The sequence below is a fragment of the Clostridium sartagoforme AAU1 genome (assembly GCF_000401215.1).
Taxonomy (GTDB): Bacteria; Bacillota; Clostridia; order Clostridiales; family Clostridiaceae; genus Clostridium; species Clostridium sartagoforme.
This window is the reverse complement of sequence record NZ_ASRV01000026.1, coordinates 1-13,443: the sequence shown is the minus strand read 5'-3', so window position 1 is coordinate 13,443 and position 13,443 is coordinate 1. Positions and strand designations below refer to the sequence as shown.

Here is a 13,443-nt window from a genome sequence, read left to right as displayed (position 1 = left end):
CCTAATATATCATTGTTCCTATACCTTCTTTTGAAAGAAGTTCTAATAGTATTGAGTGGGGAAGTGTGCCATCTATTATATGTGCCTTTTTCACTCCCATTCTTACAGCTTCTACACAGCAATCTATTTTAGGAATCATTCCATTTTTAATTATTCCATCCATTTGTAGTTTTTTCACTTCATGTGGTTTTAAGGATGATATTAATGTAGATTCATCACTTGGATCTATCATTAATCCAGGAACGTTTGTTAATAAAACTAATTTCTCAGCTTTTAGTGCCGAGGATATTTTTGAAGCACAAATATCAGCATTTATATTATATACTTGAGTACAATCTTCACCTATTGCAATTGATCCAATTACAGGAATATAGCCAGATTCAATAGCTGTATTTATAATATTTATGTCTATACTAGTTATTTCTCCAACATATCCAAGATCAACAGATTTTTCTATTTTTTTAGCTTTAATAAATGATCCATCCATACCACAAAGGCCAAGTGCTTTTCCCCCTGTGCTTTCTATTAAGCTAACTAAGTCTTTATTAACTTTCCCACCTAAAACCATTTTTACAATTTCTACAGTTTCATTGTCTGTATATCTAAGTCCATCAATAAACTTACTTTCTTTTCCTATTTTATTTAAAAATTCTGAAATATGTGGACCTCCACCATGAACTATAACTGGTTTTATACCAACACATTGAAGTAAAACAATATCAGTTGCTACACTTTTTCTAAGTTCATCACTTGTCATTGCATTTCCACCGTATTTTATTACAACTATTTTTCCAGATAAAGATTGAATATATGGTAGTGCTTGTGTTAATACTTTTGCATGTTCAATGTAGTTCAAAATATACACACCTTTCTTTAGCTTCTATAATCGCCATTGATTTTTACATAGTCATAGCTTAAATCACAGCCCCAAGCTGTAGAAGAATATTGACCAGTATTCATATTTATATAAATAGTTATTTCATCATTTAATAATATTTCTTTTGCTTTTACCTCATCAAAGGATAATCCCATGCCACCTTTGCAAACATCTATTATTCCTACTGAACTTTTAAATGATAAATCTACTTTATTAGGATTTATATTTATACCAGAATATCCAAGAGCACATAAAATTCTGCCCCAATTAGCATCACTTCCAAAGATAGCTGTTTTTACTAATGGTGAATTAATAACACTTTTAGACAATACTTCAGCATCTTTAAGTGATTTAGTATTGTAAACTATACATTCAATTAGTTTACTAGCACCTTCACCATCTTTAGCTATCATTTTTGCTAAAGTTATATTAAGAGTATTTAAAACCTCTAAAAATAAGTAGTAATTAGAATCTTTTTCTTGGATTTTTTTATTATTGGCTAATCCGTTAGCCATTACTAATACCATGTCATTTGTGCTAGTATCTCCATCAACACTTACCCTGTTATAGCTAATTTTAGTACTTTCTTTTAAAGCTTCTTGAAGCATTTCTCCGGAAATATTCAAATCAGTAGTTATAAATGAAAGCATTGTACCCATGTTTGGTTCTATCATTCCAGAACCTTTTGCCATTGCACCTATAGTTATTTTTTTATCATCAATAGTAAATTCAAAAGCTAGCTGCTTTTTGTATGTGTCTGTTGTCATTATTGCAGTTGCAGCATCTTCATAGCCATCCTTAGATAATCTTTCAGTAAGTAAGGGTATGCCATTTTTTATAGCATCTATATTAAGAGGGATGCCTATTACCCCTGTAGATGCCACTAAAACATCATTAGCTTTTAATTTAAGAGCTTTAGCTTGAAGTTCAGTCATTTTTTTAGCTTTAGCTAATCCATCCTCACCATTACAGGTATTAGCATTTCCACTATTTATTATGATGGCTTGAGCCTTTTTATTTGATAGATGATCTTTAGTTATATATATAGGAGCCCCTTTAACTTTATTTTTAGTATAAATACCAGCAGCGGTAGCTGGAACATTTGAGTATATAAGGGCTAAATCTAACTTCAAATTATTTTTTTTAAGCCCACAATGGATTCCAGATGCAAGGAAACCTTGAGGAGCAGTAATACCTTTATTATTTATTAATTGCAATTGAAAACCCCCTTTTTATTTAGTTGGCAGTTCACAATTCACAGTTCACAGTTGTAAAGAATCAACTAAAAAAATAACTGTGCACTGTGAATTGTGAACTAAATTAGTTGCATGTTGCAACTAATTTAAGTCCTTCTGTTTCTTTTAATCCTAAAATAATATTCATATTTTGAATTGCTTGTCCTGCAGCGCCTTTTATCATATTGTCTATAGTACTTACTATTATTAAGCCATCACCTCTATGGTTTAAGTGTAGTGATATATTACAATTGTTAGTATATTTAACATCTTTAATAGAAGCTATATCTCCAAGTTCAAGAACATTTATAAAGGATTCATTTTTATAAAAGTCACAGTATAATTTATGAATCTCTTTAATATTAACTTCTTTATTTGGAGTACAATAAATTGTTGATAAAATACCTCTATTTATTGGAAGTAGGTGAGGAGTAAAAGTTATTTTTACTTCTTCCTCAGCTATATCTGAAAGACATTGTTCTATTTCTGGGATATGTCTATGACTTCCTATTCCATATGGGGAAAAGTTTTCGTTTAATTCAGCATAGTGTGATTTTAAAGTAAGTCCTCTACCTGCTCCAGTAGCTCCAGATTTTGAATCACAGATTATATTATCTAGTTTAATTAATGAATTTTTTAATAATGGCATTAACCCAAGCTCTATTGATGTTGGATAGCATCCAGGATTAGCAATTATTTTATGTTCTTTAATTTTTTCTCTATTATGCTCTGGTAGGGCATAAATGCTACTTTTGTGAAGATTCTTATATAAAAACTTTTTTCCATACCATCTTTCATACTCATATTCATTGTTTAATCTAAAATCAGCTCCAAGATCTATAAGGATTTTATTGTTTTTATTAACAAGTTCTGCAATTTCTTCACTAAGCCCATGAGGCAAAGCAGCAAATATTACATCACATTTTTCTATAACTTCTTCTTGATTTTCACATATTAAGTTTGTAACTCCATAAAAGTTTTTATATATAGAAGAAATTTCTTCACCTTCATAAGAAATTGAACTTATAGCTTCAATAGTAACTTTAGAATGATTTAGTAAAAGTCTAATTAATTCAGCGCCTACATATCCAGTTGCACCAATTATTCCTACTTTAAGCATTGTAATGCCTCCTTAGTACTTTCTATTGATTTTAAAAGTAAATCTAGCTGTATTTTAACTGAAGAGGAGCTAGGTCCACCTAATACTTTTCTTTCTTCAACACAAGTTGTTAAACTAATTGCTTCATATATGTCTTCTTTAAAAACAAGAGAAAACTCCTTAAGCTTATCTAATGAAAGATCATCAATTGCAATATTTTCTTTTATACAATAAAGAACTATTTCACCAACTATTTCATGAGCAGTTCTAAAGGGTACATTATTTTTCACTAAATAATCAGCAACATCTGTAGCATTTGTAAATCCCATAGAAGCGCCTTTTTTCATAGTTTCTTTGTTAATTTTTAATGTGTCTAACATTCCATTAAAAGTCCTAAGAGATATAGTTACTGTATCTAAAGCATCAAATAATGCTTCTTTATCTTCTTGCATATCTTTGTTATAAGCTAGTGGAAGTCCCTTCATAACAGTAAGAAGAGTTATTAAGTCTCCATAAACTCTTCCTGTTTTACCTCTTACTAGTTCAGCAACATCTGGATTTTTCTTTTGAGGCATAATACTACTACCTGTACTATATTCATCAGATAATTCTATAAAATTAAATTCATTAGTGGCCCAAATAATAATTTCTTCAGAAAATCTTGATAGATGCATCATTATCATAGATAAATTTGATAATGACTCTATTGCATAATCTCTATCAGAAACAGAATCTAAGCTGTTTAGTGTAATAGAAGCAAAGCCTAAATCATTTGCTACTGAAAGCCTGTCTATATTATAAGTAGAAGTTGCAAGAGCTCCACTTCCTAAAGGCATTTCATCCAATCTTTTATAGCAATCAAGCAGCCTGCTTAAATCTCTTTTAAACATTTCACAATAGGCAAGAAGATGATGAGCAAATGTAATTGGTTGTGCTTTTTGCATATGTGTATATCCAGGCATTATAGTATAAATATTTTCTTTTGCCTTTTTATAAAGTGTTTCTTGAAGAGAAATAATATCATTTGCAATATCTATAAGATATTTTTTTAGATATAGCTTAGTGTCTAAAGTAACCTGATCATTTCTACTTCTTCCAGTGTGAAGTTTTTTACCTTCTTCACCTATATAATAAGTTAAAGTTTCCTCTATAAAGCTATGAATATCTTCAGATGCTTCATTAATTTTTATAACTCCATTTTCTAATCTTTTTAAAATTGTTTCTAAACCTTCTGCTATTTTTATACTATCTTCATTAGAAATAATATTTTGTCTTCCTAACATTTTTACATGAGCTAAGCTACCAAGAATATCTTCTTTATACATTCTTGAATCTGTTCTAATTGAAGAATTAAAGTCATTAACTAATGAATTAACTCCTTTTTCAAAACGTCCACCCCAAAGCTTCATTTTACTTACCAGCCTTTTTTAAAGCTTCATTCATTTTTGCTTTAACAGTTATAGGTAGACCAAATAAATTTATAAAACCAGCAGAATCTTTTTGATCATATACAGCATCTTCACCAAAGGTTGCATATTCTTCACTATATAATGAATAAGGAGATGTCATTCCAGCATTAATTATATTTCCCTTATATAATTTAAGTTTTACTTCACCAGTTACAGTTTCTTGAGTCTTACTTACAAAGGCTGAAAGTGCCTCTCTAAGTGGAGTAAACCATTGACCGTTGTAAACTAATTCTGCAAATTTTAAAGCAACTAACTCTTTATAATGAGAAGTTTCTTTATCAAGACAAATTTCTTCAAGATCTTTATGAGCTCTATATAGGATAGTTCCACCTGGAGTTTCATAAACACCTCTTGATTTCATACCAACTAATCTATTTTCAACCATATCAATTATTCCAATGGCATTTTCTCCACCAATTTTATTAAGTTTTTCTATTAATGTAACACCATCTACTTCTTCACCATTTAGTGCAACTGGAATACCTTTTTCAAATTTTAATGTAATATAAGTTGCTTTATCTGGAGCATTTTCTAAAGTATTAGATAATTCTAAGATTTTATCGTATTTAGGTTCGTTATTTGGATCTTCTAAATCTAAACCTTCATGACTTAAATGCCATAAGTTCTTATCCTTGCTATAATTAGTTTCATAACTTATTGAAATAGGAATCTTTCTATCTAAAGCATATTCTATTTCTTCTTCTCTTGATTTAATATCCCAAATTCTCCAAGGAGCTATAATATCCATATCTGGTGCAAAGGCTTTAACAGCAAGTTCAAATCTAACTTGATCATTTCCTTTACCAGTACAACCATGGCAAATTGCATCTGCACCTTCAGCAAGTGCAATTTCAACTAATCTTTTTCCTATAATAGGTCTTGCAAAAGAAGTCCCTAAAAGATATTTTCCTTCATAAATTGCATTAGCTTGAATAGTTGGAAAAATATAATCATTAACAAATTCAGAAGTTAAATCTTCGATATAACACTTTGATGCCCCAGTTTTAATTGCTTTTTCTTCTAAGCCTATTAATTCATCTTTTTGTCCAACATTTCCAACAACAGCAATAACTTCGCAGCCATAATTTTCTTTAAGCCAAGAAATGATTATTGAAGTATCAAGACCTCCAGAATAAGCTAGTACAACTTTGTTAAATTTTTTCATATAATTAAGCCCCCTTATATATTTATAACTTTTTTATTACCAAATAAAATCAGTATATTTAATAATTGCTTTATAATCCAATAAAAGCTACGTTTATAATTATACGACTTAAGGTATAATTATGCAATAAGAAATTTTATAATTATTCAATATTTATGTATAAAAATTAAAAATACAGGTTTTTATATGAAATGATGAATTTTTATAATGAATAGTGAATATAAACAAAAAACTATAGCAAATTTATTCTTAGATTTGCTATAGTATAATTAAATTATGTTAAATAAGTTTTGTGAAATTATATTGAGGCTTAAAGTAAGTTTTTAATATCAGGTTTTTGTAAGTTTTTTAGATGTTCAGCAGTATATCTTAGTACATGGAGAGTTGCTAAGGATTCAGCTTTATCCTCTCCCTTTATATAAAGAGAGAGTTTTAAAGATTCATTCATAAGAAAATCATAATCTGCATGATTTAAGTATATAGCAGGAATTGAAGCTCTTTCTTTTATAAATTCTAACAACTCAACTGAAGTTTCATATGCTAATAATTCATTTTTATCATCTAGTAAAACTTCAATTTCTTCACATTTAATAATTATATCATCGCAAAGAGACACAAATTTATTGTTAAGAAATAGTAATGAAAAAACTAATACTATAAAAAGGAGTACAGAAATAACACTATTTTTCATTATTTTACCCCCTTATTATTATGTAATTGGCAAACAAATTTACCATTTGTATCTGTCATTGCAATTAAAACATTTTTAATTGAATTTATATTATGTTTTTTTAATTCACTTTTAACCCAATCATCAGTTTTACCACAAGATGTTAAAGCATTTTTATTTATTTTACCATCTAGTATGTAGATGACTGGTAATTGAGGTTTAACTTCTTTAGTTTTATTATTAGAATTATTATTAGAAGAATCTTTTCTAGATTTATCAGAAGTTAAAAATGACATTTGACCATTGTTTTCTAATATTCCAAATTCTATTTCACTTAAATCAAAATATCCAGCAAGTCTTATTTCTTCCATGAGTTCATCTAAATTAATTTGTTGTTTTCTTAATGTTTCAAAATTTATTTTACCTCTAGTAATTAATATACAAGGTTCACCTTCTAAAATTTTTCTAGCTTTTTGGCTTTTTAATTGAATTATAGATAACACTGTTTTTATAAATAGTAAAGTAATAATAGGTATAATTCCTAATATTAAAGGTAATCTTGTATCTTGCATAGGTAAAGCAGCTAAGTCTGAAATCATTATAGTAATTACAAATTCATAAGGTTGTAATTCACCTATTTGTCTCTTTCCCATTAATCTAATCACAAGTATTACTAAGGCATAAAGAAAAATGGTTCTTATTAGTACAATAAACATGTAAAATCACCTCATAAAACATAGTATTCGTATAAATTAACAAGTTTATTCTTATATTAATAAAGATTAATATAGTAGGAAATTTTATAGATTTTTTCATATACAGTATATAATATTAAATAAAGATGTTTAGAAAATATTGACAAAGTTTATTTCAAGGAGGACGAGGAATGAATACTTTTAAAATAATTTATAAAAACAAAGAACATTTGGTTAACAAAGGAACTACTTATAAGGAATTTATAGAAAACTTTTTAAATATTGATTCAACTAAAATAGCATTATGCAGATTAGATAAAGATTATTATGAATTATTTCGCGAAATATATAGAGATGGAAAAATAGAATTAATAGAATTTGATAGCCCAATAGGATATAAAATTTACACTAGAACTCTACAATTCATTTTTATAAAAGCTACATTAGATCTTTATGATGATTCAATTATAACAATTGAGCATAGCATTGGAGAGGGTGTGTTTGGTGAACTTCATAAGGAAGAAGTATTGAATAAGGAAGATATAGATAAGATAAAGGTTCGCATGAAGGAGCTTATAGATGAAGATATTCCAATAAAAAGGATAAAAGTTAAAAGAGAAAAAGCCATTGAAATATTTACAGGATATGGCATGGAAGATAAGGTTTCATTGTTAAATCATGTGAATTTTGAAAATGTTAAGTTATATGAATTAGATGGAAGATATGATTATTTTTATGGGCAAATGGCATATTCAACAGGAATTATAAAAGCTTTTGATTTAATGTATTATGAACCAGGATTTGTGCTAAGATATCCTAAAAAAAGTGATTTAAATGTTGTAGCAGATTTTAAAGAAAATAGAAAGTTATCTCAAATATTTATAGAAACAGAAAGATGGCTTAATATTTTAGATGTTGGAGAAGTTGGTTCATTAAATGATAAAGTAGAAAATAAAGAATTTAGAGATTTGGTTATGGTTTCAGAAGCTCTTCATGAAAAGAAAATTGCTCAAATAGCAGATATGATAAATGAAAGAAAAGAAACAAAAGTTGTATTAATAGCAGGACCAAGTTCTTCCGGCAAAACAAGTTTTGCTAATAGATTATCAATACAGCTTAGAGTAAATGGACACGTACCAATCCCTATATCTTTAGATGATTACTTTGTAGATAGAGATCATACTCCAAAAGATGAAAATGGAGAATATGATTTTGAAAGTGTATATTCATTAGATTTAGATTTATTTAATAAACATTTATGCAGTTTGTTAAAGGGCGAAGAAGTAGAAATTCCAAGTTATAATTTTAGAAAAGGGGAAAGAGAATGGATAGGTCATAAACTTATTCTTCCAAGTAATGGAGTTCTTTTAATAGAAGGAATTCATGGATTAAATCCTATTTTAACATCAGCTATTTCAGATAAGCAGAAATTTAAAATATATATATCAGCATTAACACAATTAAATCTTGATAATCATAATAGAATTGCAACTACCGATATAAGAAGAGTAAGAAGAATAGTTAGAGATTACTTATCAAGGGGATATGGCGGAGAAGATACATTAAAGATGTGGCCATCTATTAGAAGAGGTGAGGAAAAAAATATTTTCGTTTTTCAAGAAGAAGCAGATGTAATGTTCAATTCTACCTTAGTTTATGAATTATGCGTATTAAAGAAATATGCCTTAGAAGAGTTAGACAAAATTAGTGAAGATAGTTCAGTGTATTTAGAAGCAAGCAGATTAAAATCTTTCTTAGGATTCTTTAAAGAAATAGATAAAGACTGTGTTCCAACAAACAGTATCCTACGAGAATTCATTGGAGGAAGCGTGTTTTATAAATACTAATATTTAGATTAGGTCACAGTTCACAAGATACAGTGCACAGTTATTAATTAACAATTAGAGAAAACTGTGAATTGTGAACTGTAAACTGTGAACTGAAATAAACTTGGGGGTTTTTATGGTATTAAAAAGTGATTATGGGAAAATAATTTTAGAGGTAAATGATAGCAATGTTATTTATAAAAAGTTATTTAAGAAGTATATTATAAAAAAGAGTGATATTAGAAGTATATTTTATGATGAAAGTGTTTTAGGGATACTAACTTATAGTGGTAGAGTTTACTCTATTAGTATAAATTCGATTTTATGGAGTGAAAGAAGTAAACTTGATGAGTTAAGAAAAGAATTAAATAAGGAAAGCATATTATTTAATTATAGTAAAATTACAAATCAAGGCTTATCATTTTTTATCTGGTGGATACCGTACACAATAATAAACATCATGAAACTTAGATTAGAAATAATGTTACTAGTTATGGTTTTTATTTTATTTATAATAGCTTATTTTTATAGAATTTCTAATAGGAATAATATCATTTATAATATTGATACAAATGAACTTGAAGTTATAAGAAAAAATAATATAGTAAAGTATAAAAAACGTGAAATAGATGAAATTAAAGTAAGAAAACAAAGTACTTATGTAACAGATATTCAATTTATAAAGAATAAGAAAAAATACGATATTTATTTTAAAGAAAGTCCATATTTAATAAAAATATATAGCGTAAGTTTAGTTAAGCTTTTCAATTAAACCGTATCTTACGTGAATTCATTGGAGGAAGCGTATTTTATAAACAATAGTTTTAATTAGTTCACCGTGAACAGATTACAAGGCACAGTGAATAGTTATTAATTATCAACTAGATAAGACTGTAAATTATGAAATACAAACTGAAGTAAATATACTAACTATTAGCATTATATTGTCTTAAATATGTAGATTATTAATTGAAACATATATATAATATTTCTGACAATAAAAAAGATGAAGCCAGTGGATGGTGCTGATATGATCATTAATTATTAGCTTTCAACTGGAAAATGGAGGTAACAATGAGTAGCATGGGTGTTTTTGATATATTGGGACCTATAATGGTAGGACCCTCTTCTTCACATACAGCAGGGGCAGCAAGATTAGGTAAAGTTGCACGTGCAATTGCAGGGGATGAAATTGTAGAAGTTACTTTTTTATTACATGGATCTTTTGGCAAAACCTATAAAGGCCATGGTACAGATAGAGCATTAGTTGCAGGAATAATGGAAATGGATCCATCAGATAAAAGGCTTAGGGATTCTCTTGAAATTGCAAAAGAAAAGGGAATAAAAATAACATTTAGGGATGAAGATTTAGGTGATTATCATCCTAATACTGTTAGATTTTTGATGAAGTGTCAAAATGGAAAAAGTTGCGATGTTATAGGAAGTTCAGTAGGTGGAGGAAATATCGAGATAGTCGAAATAAATGGAAATAAAGTTAAATTTACTGGAGCATATGCTACTATAATAACTTCACATAAAGATATACCTGGAACTGTAGCAAAAGTAACTAATATTTTATATAGTCATAAAGTTAATATAGCCTTTTTAAATTTAGGAAGAAGTCAAAAAGGAAAAAATGCTACTATGACCTTTGAAGTAGATAGTAAAATTTCAAAGGATTTAATTGAAGAAATTAAATCTGTTGAAGGAATAGAACAAGTAATACTTATAAATAAAGTGGAGGAAGGTGAGTAGTTTGGACATAGCAAAATCAGGAGAAGAACTTATACATATATGTGAAGAGCAGTCAATTTCATTAAGTGAGTATGCAATAATAAGAGAAATGGAAGATAATGATTTATCAAGAGAAGAAGTATTTTTGAAAATGAAAAAAACATTAGATGTAATGAAAGATGCAGCATCAGAAGCAAGAAAAAAAGAAATATTTTCAGTTAGTGGTTTAATAGGTGGAGATGCATATAAAATGCAGCAATACTTAAAATCAGGAAATTCCTTAACAGGAGACACTATGGTTTTAGCAATGTCCATGGCACTTTCATCCTCAGAAGTTAATGCATCTATGGGAAAAATAGTTGCTTGCCCTACAGCAGGATCATGTGGAATTTTGCCTGCAGTAATATTGACAGCAGGAGAAAAACTTAATAAAAATGATGAAGAACTAATGAAAGCATTATTTGCAGCAGCAGCTGTTGGAATGATTATAGGAAGAAACGCTACATTTGCAGGAGCAGAAGGTGGATGCCAAGCAGAGTGTGGATCAGCCTCAGCAATGGCAGCAGCAGCTGTTGTAGAAATGATGGGTGGAACACCTAAAATGTCATTAGATGCAGGAGCTATAGTTTTTAAAAATATACTAGGATTAGTTTGTGATCCAGTTGCAGGATTAGTTGAAATTCCATGTGCTAAAAGAAATGCTTCAGGAGCTATAAGTGCCTTATGTACAGTTGACTTGGTTATGGCAGGGGTAGAATCAAAAATACCTTTTGATGACACTGTATCAGCAATGTATAAGGTAGGAAGAAGCTTACCAGCTGAATTAAGAGAAACAGCTCTTGGTGGAGTTGCAGTAACTAAGGCAGGACTGGCGTTGAAGAAAAAGGTTTATGGAGAATAGGATATATTTTGCTTATCAAAATTAAATTATACACTACCTGCTACTTGTTCCCTGTTACCTGACACCTGTTCCTTGCTACATGTTACCTGACACTTGTTCCCTTTTAAAACTAGTGAATTATTATAATATTTTGCATATAGAAGGGAAATAATATATTTGTTAAGTATTAAATAAAAGACAAAAGAAATAATTATTATTAATTGATAATTATTTCTTGAAAAATATTCTAAAATACTTTAATATTTATATTATAAAATTATACAAAATTAAATGCAGATTATATGCGTTAATTGAAATTAGGAGGAAGACATGAGTAAAGTACTATATGTAAAAGCAAATATTAAACCAGAGGGACAATCAAGAACATTTAGAGTATCAGATAGTTTTATTGAAGAATATAAAAAGAATAATCCAAATGATGAAATTACAGTTTTAGATTTATATAATGAAAAAATAGATTTTTTAAGACTAGATGATTTACAATCAGTATTTGGTGAAAAAACTGAAGAAAGTAAAAATCACCCAATATTAAAATATGCTTATCAAATGGCAGAAGCTGATAAAATTGTTATTGCAGCACCAATGTGGAATTTAGGTGTTCCAGCAATAGTAAAAGCTTATTTTGATTATACAAGTGTAACTGGAATAACTTTTAAATATACTGCAAATGGCCCAGTTGGAATATGTAAGGCTACTAAAGCTATTATAGTTTCAGGAAGAGGTGGAGATTATACAAACCCAGTAACTTCACAATTTGAAATGGGAGAAAGATACTTAAGAACAATATTAGGCTTCTTTGGAGTAAAGGATATTAAGAGTGTTGCAGCAGAAAATCTTGATGTACAAGGAATGGATGTAGAAGCAATTGTTAATAAAGCAATTGAAGAAGCAAAGGAAATTGCAAAGGAATTCTAAATTTCATAAATTTAATGTGAAATAAAGGATTAGAAAGAATAATTGAATATCATCACTTTAAATCTATTATTTTCTATGAATAGTATCTATTTAAAAGTAAATAATAAGTTCGTAAGGTGGTGATTATAATGAATAAAAATCCAAGTATAAAATGTACAGTTGAAGAATGTAAGTATAATAATACACATGAAAGATATTGTACACTATCATCAATTGAAGTTGGAACTCATGAAAAAAATCCAACAGAGGCACAATGTACAGATTGTAATTCTTTTGAATTAAAATAATAATAATTTATTATTAATTTAAAAGAATATGTATAATTAATTAAAAGAAGAAGGTCTTAAGACCTTCTTCTTTTAATTAAAAAAATTTTTAAAATATATTGAAATTTTTTCTAGAGTTTCATATAATATCTAATATATTATAAGTAAAACCAGTGAGAAGAAGGAGTAAATAATAGAATTTAGATCTAGCGAGTTTGGGGTGGTGCGAGCCAAATACTGTAGCTATTATTGAATGGGTCTTTGAGGTGGCATTTCGAAACTATAGTAGAGATGCACGGGGAGTTAGCCGTTAAAATAACAGGGTATCGATATTAATTTAATCTGTACCTGAAAATTTATGTACATGGGTGGCATAACGAAATAATAATATTTCGTCCTATTTTGGATGAGGTATTTTTTTTATTCTATTTTTGTACAGTAAAAATGGGTGGCACAAGTCACTTTGTCCCATTTGGGGGCAAAGTGGCTTTTTTATATATTCTTTCATATTTGTATTCTTACTTATTCAGTAAAATAGGGGGTGATTTTATGATTAATTTATCTAAGGAAGATTTCATTAGGAAGAAAAAT

At 28.4% G+C, this 13,443-nt stretch carries 13 protein-coding genes and 1 other annotated feature; of the genes, 6 read left to right on the top strand and 7 right to left on the bottom strand.

The window, feature by feature from the left end:
* Position 1 precedes the first annotated feature (1 nt).
* The 7 genes from argB to A500_RS02165 form a co-directional block, all read right to left on the bottom strand.
* Complete coding sequence (gene argB, locus A500_RS02195) at positions 2-859, bottom strand: acetylglutamate kinase (protein ID WP_172655027.1); 858 nt, start codon at positions 857-859, stop codon at positions 2-4.
* 14 nt (positions 860-873) lie between these two features.
* Complete coding sequence (gene argJ / locus A500_RS02190; RefSeq protein WP_016205952.1) at positions 874-2,094, bottom strand: bifunctional glutamate N-acetyltransferase/amino-acid acetyltransferase ArgJ; 1,221 nt, start codon at positions 2,092-2,094, stop codon at positions 874-876.
* Positions 2,095-2,197: 103 nt separating this feature from the next.
* Complete coding sequence (gene argC / locus A500_RS02185) at positions 2,198-3,232, bottom strand: N-acetyl-gamma-glutamyl-phosphate reductase (RefSeq protein ID WP_016205951.1); 1,035 nt, start codon at positions 3,230-3,232, stop codon at positions 2,198-2,200.
* The gene (gene argH / locus A500_RS02180; RefSeq protein ID WP_016205950.1) at positions 3,220-4,620 is read right to left on the bottom strand and encodes an argininosuccinate lyase; all 1,401 of its coding nucleotides are present in this window, start codon (positions 4,618-4,620) and stop codon (positions 3,220-3,222) included. Before argH ends, argC begins: the two co-directional genes overlap by 13 nt.
* A gap of 1 nt (position 4,621) precedes the next feature.
* Positions 4,622-5,845, bottom strand: a complete 1,224-nt coding sequence (locus A500_RS02175; RefSeq protein WP_016205949.1) for an argininosuccinate synthase — start codon at positions 5,843-5,845, stop codon at positions 4,622-4,624.
* Between the two features lie 310 nt (positions 5,846-6,155).
* Positions 6,156-6,536, bottom strand: a complete 381-nt coding sequence (locus tag A500_RS02170) for a DUF4363 family protein (RefSeq protein ID WP_016205948.1) — start codon at positions 6,534-6,536, stop codon at positions 6,156-6,158.
* Positions 6,536-7,231 carry a DUF421 domain-containing protein gene (locus A500_RS02165; protein WP_016205947.1) on the bottom strand — a complete coding sequence of 232 codons (696 nt, stop codon included), beginning with the start codon at positions 7,229-7,231 and terminating at the stop codon, positions 6,536-6,538. The genes A500_RS02170 and A500_RS02165 overlap by 1 nt, the downstream gene beginning before the upstream one ends.
* A 170-nt stretch (positions 7,232-7,401) precedes the next feature.
* Here A500_RS02165 and A500_RS02160 point away from each other — a divergent pair, with 170 nt between their 5' ends.
* The 6 genes from A500_RS02160 (at position 7,402) to A500_RS19865 (ending at position 12,873) form a co-directional block, all read left to right on the top strand.
* The gene (locus A500_RS02160; protein ID WP_016205946.1) at positions 7,402-9,057 is read left to right on the top strand and encodes a nucleoside kinase; all 1,656 of its coding nucleotides are present in this window, start codon (positions 7,402-7,404) and stop codon (positions 9,055-9,057) included.
* 115 nt (positions 9,058-9,172) lie between these two features.
* On the top strand, positions 9,173-9,808 hold the full coding sequence (locus A500_RS02155; protein WP_016205945.1) for a hypothetical protein: 636 nt from the start codon (positions 9,173-9,175) through the stop codon (positions 9,806-9,808).
* A 302-nt stretch (positions 9,809-10,110) separates the two neighbouring features.
* Positions 10,111-10,791 carry an L-serine ammonia-lyase, iron-sulfur-dependent subunit beta gene (gene sdaAB, locus A500_RS02150; RefSeq protein ID WP_016205944.1) on the top strand — a complete coding sequence of 227 codons (681 nt, stop codon included), beginning with the start codon at positions 10,111-10,113 and terminating at the stop codon, positions 10,789-10,791.
* Between the two features lies 1 nt (position 10,792).
* Positions 10,793-11,671 carry an L-serine ammonia-lyase, iron-sulfur-dependent, subunit alpha gene (gene sdaAA, locus A500_RS02145; protein WP_016205943.1) on the top strand — a complete coding sequence of 293 codons (879 nt, stop codon included), beginning with the start codon at positions 10,793-10,795 and terminating at the stop codon, positions 11,669-11,671.
* A gap of 309 nt (positions 11,672-11,980) precedes the next feature.
* Complete coding sequence (locus A500_RS02140) at positions 11,981-12,586, top strand: FMN-dependent NADH-azoreductase (RefSeq protein WP_016205942.1); 606 nt, start codon at positions 11,981-11,983, stop codon at positions 12,584-12,586.
* Positions 12,587-12,714: 128 nt separating this feature from the next.
* Entirely contained in the window at positions 12,715-12,873 is a 159-nt protein-coding gene (locus A500_RS19865; protein WP_016205941.1) for a DUF1540 domain-containing protein, read from the top strand.
* Positions 12,874-13,016: 143 nt separating this feature from the next.
* Positions 13,017-13,255, top strand: a binding site (T-box leader).
* The last annotated feature ends 188 nt before the right edge of the window (positions 13,256-13,443 follow it).

Excerpts from the sequence above, each read along its gene's own strand:
- argC (WP_016205951.1), bottom strand. The coding sequence starts at position 3,232 with ATGCTTAAAGTAGGAATAATTGGTGCAACTGGATATGTAGGCGCTGAA.
- argH (WP_016205950.1), bottom strand. The coding sequence starts at position 4,620 with ATGAAGCTTTGGGGTGGACGTTTTGAAAAAGGAGTTAATTCATTAGTT.
- A500_RS02175 (WP_016205949.1), bottom strand. The coding sequence starts at position 5,845 with ATGAAAAAATTTAACAAAGTTGTACTAGCTTATTCTGGAGGTCTTGAT.
- A500_RS02170 (WP_016205948.1), bottom strand. The coding sequence starts at position 6,536 with ATGAAAAATAGTGTTATTTCTGTACTCCTTTTTATAGTATTAGTTTTT.
- A500_RS02165 (WP_016205947.1), bottom strand. The coding sequence starts at position 7,231 with ATGTTTATTGTACTAATAAGAACCATTTTTCTTTATGCCTTAGTAATA.
- A500_RS02160 (WP_016205946.1), top strand. The coding sequence starts at position 7,402 with ATGAATACTTTTAAAATAATTTATAAAAACAAAGAACATTTGGTTAAC.
- A500_RS02155 (WP_016205945.1), top strand. The coding sequence starts at position 9,173 with ATGGTATTAAAAAGTGATTATGGGAAAATAATTTTAGAGGTAAATGAT.
- sdaAB (WP_016205944.1), top strand. The coding sequence starts at position 10,111 with ATGAGTAGCATGGGTGTTTTTGATATATTGGGACCTATAATGGTAGGA.
- A500_RS02140 (WP_016205942.1), top strand. The coding sequence starts at position 11,981 with ATGAGTAAAGTACTATATGTAAAAGCAAATATTAAACCAGAGGGACAA.
- A500_RS19865 (WP_016205941.1), top strand. The coding sequence starts at position 12,715 with ATGAATAAAAATCCAAGTATAAAATGTACAGTTGAAGAATGTAAGTAT.